This is a genomic window from Pseudovibrio sp. POLY-S9, assembly GCF_001431305.1.
Lineage (GTDB): Bacteria > Pseudomonadota > Alphaproteobacteria > Rhizobiales > Stappiaceae > Pseudovibrio.
In genome coordinates this window covers 13,062-18,233 of the sequence record NZ_LCWX01000138.1, presented here as the reverse complement: position 1 = coordinate 18,233, position 5,172 = coordinate 13,062, and the positions used below count along the sequence as shown (strand labels likewise).

Sequence of the window (5,172 nt, the reverse complement as noted above, 5' to 3'; positions counted from 1 at the left end):
CTGGCCCTGCTGGTAAAAACCGGCTTCGCCACCACCAACAGCGAAGCCCGCCGCCTCATCCGCGGCGGCGGTGTTCTTCTGAATACATCCATCGTCCTGGAAGAAACCCGGGTGATTTCAGAAGGCGACCTGAAACCGGGTGAAAGGCTGACCCTAGCGGTTGGGAAGCGTCGTAAGGCATTGGTGGAGTTCGGTTAAAGTGGATCAAGATGGTCAGCTTGCTGCTGGCCATCTTCCATAGACACCTGTCGCTTAAGCCTCAAAGTTATTAATGAAGCTTTTCACCACATTGAACTGTTCATCTCGACTGCTGAACATATTCTCTGGAAAATAGTTTGTGTTGGTTGCGACAGTCATAAGGGGCCCCAACAACCCGTTTTGAGAAACGCGGAAACTCTGTTCCTTGGACCCAAGAAGCAAAACCGCCTGATAAAGCGAGGGTGCATTGGAGAAACCTTGAGGCAGTGAGTTGACGAAGGCGACCATTGCTTCTCGAGTAATCAGCGTATGACCAGTATGAACAGAGCTATAAGCTGTTCGTGCATCTGCAATATTTAACGGGGTCAGTAAGCCGTTGGTTATTTCGGAATGACACCCAAAAAACGCACCTCTTAGCGGGCCTTCAGACATGTAGTAAATACCATCGGGCAGGTATTGTTTTATTCGATTGTTGTACCTCAGATTGTTCAGTGAGATTTCATTTTTTTTCAGGTGGTCAATTGTGGTGAGCATATTAGTCTTGGTGTGACCTAACGGGGCGAAAATTATGTCGTCGGTATAGCGGAATGTCTGAGTGTAGTCGTAATCGTGCTGGTAGTTTACGGTTTGGTCAGAATAAGTAGCGTGTGTTCTCTGGTTTGTGACCTGCTGATAAGGCTCAGTATTACCTGTAATTGAAGCTCGTGAGTTCCAGTCCCCCGAAAATGCAACCACAGAGGTTGTTTCTCTAGGCATAATCTTGAAGCCGTTAGCATGCATCAAGCGCAGACGAATGAACTCATTGTCCCCATTCATGAAATAGGAACTTGGAAGCTGTGGCAAAGCAAAACGCTCATTTTTGATACGGATAGTGCCGAAAATGAGGTGATCCTCTGCTATCAACGGGATCGGGGTATTTACGGGCATATTTGCTGACCTTCTAATTTTTTCACTGGACATGCGGGCGTGGGCTTTAAGTAGGGCGAGGCTGATTAGCAGAAGTTGCAGCTTCATCACGCTTAAAGCCCTTAATTGCTCACCTTCAGTAGACGCAGCATTCAGAAACTCGTGAAACAAAAAAAGCCCCCGCCTAGAAAGGCAGGGGCCAAGTCATATGGATATGAAGCAGGGACAAACCCTGTAAACCGTGGGGCGAGGTCGCCACACGAACTGTGTAAGACGCTACTTAGGCATTTGCGAGCGGACGACTTCCCGAAGGGCGTCAACCGGCTCAAGAGCCTTGCCACGTTTAATGTGCCAGAAGGTCCAGCCATTACAGGCTTGCTGACCCTGAACGAGCGCACCCACCTTATGGATGGATCCTGAATGCTCGCCGCAGATCAAAGAACCATCGGCGCGAACCGTAGCCTTGAAGCGTCCACGGGCATCGGTCAGTTCCGCGCCCGGTGTCAATAATCCTGTCTCCAACAAATTGCCAAACGGAACCCGTGGAAGGGAGCGTTTGCCTTGTGTCATCGCCAGAAAATCATCGTTGGCAGGTGTAACCCGGTCAATCCGTTCGGAAGCTGCTTTAATGTAAGAGTCTTCACGCTCACATCCCACAAAGTGGCGGCCAAGCTTCTTGGCAACAGCACCGGTGGTGCCTGTGCCAAAGAATGGATCAAGGATCACATCGCCCTGGTTTGAAGTGGAGAGCAGCACGCGGTAAAGCAGGCTCTCCGGCTTCTGAGTTGGATGCACTTTGTCGCCGTTGTCGTCCTTCAGGCGTTCATGACCAGTGCAGATAGGCAGCACCCAGTCAGACCGCATCTGAAGATCGTCGTTAAACGTCTTCATCGCATCGTAGTTAAAGGTCGGCTTGCTCTCTTGTGAAGGGCAGGCCCAGATGAGCGTCTCATGAGCATTAGTAAAACGTTTGCCACGGAAGTTCGGCATCGGGTTTGTTTTCAGCCAAACCACATCATTGTTGATCCAGAACCCAAGGTCCTGCATCACCGCACCAACGCGGAAAATGTTGTGATAAGAGCCAATAACCCAGATGGACCCGTTTGGCTTTAACACGCGGCGAACCGCCTGCAGCCAAGCACGAGTGAACTCATCATAAGCTTTAAAGCTGGAGAACTGATCCCAGTGATCATCGCAGGCATCTACCTTCGAATGATCAGGCCTGTGCAGATCTCCGCCCAGCTGTAGGTTATAAGGGGGATCGGCGAAAACCACATCCACGCTGTTGTCTGGAAGCTTGTTCAAAGCCTCAACACAGTCGCCCTTAATAATTGTATCAAGCCAGTCTGGCTTGGTGGAAATGTGGGGTGCCATCAAGGACACCCCTTCTTTACGCTGTACTCTCATTGCGACGCAACACCTCACGCAATTCATGAGTGCTATGGTTACCCACTATGGTAAACCAGAGGTTAATAGTGGATATCTTTTATTCTTTTAGAATCAACGCTTTATTTACAGATTCGAATATTCGTCTCGAAGTTAACTCCCGTTAATATTCGACCGCGGATTCCCTTGGGGTAGAGGTTTATGAGGAGTTAAAATGGCGAAAATAGAGACCCTAAATATTTTTTTGAGAGTCAAGCTTTTTTGCTGGCTAAAAAGAACAAGGTAAACGCACTGCGGGGACAGCGGGCAAATCGGTTAACGAGTGTGGCAGGGCTTACGCTGCGGACAGCGCAAAAAAAAGCGCGCCATATGAGGCGCGCTTCCAAATTGCAAATCAGTGCAGGAGAGGGGCTTACTCAATCCCCATGCAATTGGCGTAGAACGTGACGGTCGCTGGCCAGTCAGAAAACACGCCGCTGACCTTTACATCCTGCGCCAGCACATCCAGCAGCTCATAAACACTACCTTCGCTGGTGATCGCATCATTGATGCTGCGATAGTACCAGCCGCCTTTGTTGTGAGAGAGTAGGCCTGAGCGTTCCAGCGTCCAGGTGAAGATCTTGATGCCAGCCTCATTCGCAGCCTTTGCATAAGCAGACGGCACGATCTTCCCGTCATCCAGAGTGACAAGCATCCAAAGAGGGGGGGAGATATAGTTCACGCCCATCTTTTTCAGCTCAGCCATGGACGGCTTGAAGCTGGTTGGATCAGATGCGTCAAAGCCCTGCATACGGAACCGACCATCAAGGAACACGGCCTGCTTTCCAAACTCAGGCTCATTCTTGATCCAGTACAGCACATCATCCAAAAAGAAGGACTGCGGATAAACGTCAGATGCCGGAACACCTGCTGTTTTATACTCTTCAATTAGCTTCTGAGCGAAATCTTCCTGAGTGAACCCGTCTAACGGCATTTTTACGCTCGGGCGCTTCAACTCCGGCGTAAATTTAACGCCCTGTTCTTTGAAGAGCTTAATGGATTGAGCATGGGTCATCAAAGTCCCACCAGCACCAGCTGCCGCATAAAGGTCCGTGCGCCAGTCAGCTGTGCCTTTCAGGAAGTCCTCAACCGTTGTTGCAGCTGGATTTGAGGCGTCCATTTTGCCAGTGAGACCTTGGAACTCCGCCAATGTGATCTCAGAGGTTCTGCATTCTGCAGCTGCTTTCTCGCCATTGGCAGCAGCAGTAAACGGAGCAACACACGTGCTGGCCAGATCAGTCGCGAGGATATTTGTTGTTGTCGCCAGATCATTTTGAGAATGACGGCAGACCAGCTCCTTATCTTTGGTGAAGGTAACATCACATTCCTGCACCCCCGCACCCATCACAGCCGCAGCTTGATAAGACTCTAAAGTATGCTCAGGAAACTGCAGCGGTGCCCCACGGTGCCCGATCGTGAAACTGGAAGCCTTTGCAGGATTGCCGATACAGGCGCGCAACTTGTCCTTCAATGGGCTCTCTTGCATCTGTGCAACGAGAAAAGTAGGCCGCGGCCCCAATTGGGCGGCGTGTGCGCTCACAGTGAGGCAGGCGCCAGCCACCAAACCAAGCGCAGTGGTACGAACAAAGTGCATAAAAAGATCCCTCCCGATCATCTGAAGCGTAGTCCCGCAAAGTGCCTCTAGAACTCGCCGATGCAATTTTCGGGATAGTTTTACAGAATAAACTGAAGGAGATAAGGGTAAATATGTAGCTATGAATCTCAACTCTGTGTGCAGAGCTGAAACTGACGCTGCGTGAAAATATCCTCACTCACTAAAAAATAAACCACATTTGTCCGCAGTTTGTCTTGACCCTGTCGTAAACATCCCTCAGATATATAGTGACACGAAAGAGGAGAAACCGAACGTGTCGACTATATCCGATAGCGACGTTGTGATGGAAAGCCGTTCCATCCGTACGCCTGAGACAATTCCCCCACAATCCTTTAAAGATGCCAGTGAAGCTGTTGCGCACCTGATCTATTTGTTTGATCGGGCGACTGATTTTCTACGTGAGAATTTTAAAGAGGCTGCACAGGGCTGCATGCCGGAAAACCGGGTCAGAGCATTTTACCCGGAACTGCGATTTGAAGTATCCAGCCACATCCGCGTCGATACGCGCCTGTCCTATGGCTTTGTGGCAAGGCCTGGCAAATACAAAACCACAGTCACCCGGCCAGATCTTTTTAAGAACTACCTGGAACATCAGATTGATCTTTTGATCAAAAACCACGGCCTTGAAGTCGTGATCGCTGAAAGTGATCAGCCAATCCCGCTGCACTTTGCCTTTTATGACGGCGCACACGTGGAAGGCGCTTTGCCATCCAGCGAAGAGCGCCCGCTACGTGATGTGTTTGATGTGCCTGATCTTGCTGTCATGGATGATGCCATCTCCAATGGCACCTACCGTTCGAAAGATGGCTTTGAGCCGCTGGCGCCGTTTACGGCTCCGCGTGTGGATTACTCCCTGCATCGCTTGCAGCACTACACCGCAACCGCACCGCGCTATTTCCAGAACTTCGTGCTCTTCACAAACTATCAGTTCTACATTGATGGCTTTGCGCAGATGGCAAAAGAGCTGATCAATGATCCGGAGAGCGGATATGTAGCCTTTGTCGAGCCGGGCAACCTCATCACCTACG

Annotated in this window: 4 protein-coding genes and 1 pseudogene; 2 read left to right on the top strand and 3 right to left on the bottom strand. The window is 50.3% G+C overall.

The window, feature by feature from the left end; all coding sequences use genetic code 11:
- The coding region (locus tag PPL9_RS11915; RefSeq protein WP_280139052.1) for a S4 domain-containing protein at positions 1–198 on the top strand (198 nt) is incomplete at its 5' end.
- Positions 199–252: 54 nt separating this feature from the next.
- Here the strand turns inward: PPL9_RS11915 and PPL9_RS11910 are convergent.
- The 3 genes from PPL9_RS11910 to PPL9_RS11900 form a co-directional block, all read right to left on the bottom strand.
- Positions 253–1,275 (bottom strand): hypothetical protein, encoded by a 1,023-nt coding sequence (locus PPL9_RS11910; RefSeq protein WP_152986678.1) that lies wholly within the window; start codon positions 1,273–1,275, stop codon positions 253–255.
- A 105-nt stretch (positions 1,276–1,380) separates the two neighbouring features.
- A complete protein-coding gene (locus tag PPL9_RS11905) occupies positions 1,381–2,478 on the bottom strand; it encodes a site-specific DNA-methyltransferase (protein WP_063287226.1) in 1,098 nt (365 codons plus the stop codon).
- A 424-nt stretch (positions 2,479–2,902) separates the two neighbouring features.
- Positions 2,903–4,123 carry a glycerophosphodiester phosphodiesterase family protein gene (locus PPL9_RS11900; RefSeq protein ID WP_057462893.1) on the bottom strand — a complete coding sequence of 407 codons (1,221 nt, stop codon included), beginning with the start codon at positions 4,121–4,123 and terminating at the stop codon, positions 2,903–2,905.
- A gap of 274 nt (positions 4,124–4,397) precedes the next feature.
- Here PPL9_RS11900 and PPL9_RS11895 point away from each other — a divergent pair.
- Positions 4,398–5,172: pseudogene (locus tag PPL9_RS11895) on the top strand (AMP nucleosidase); the annotation flags it as partial.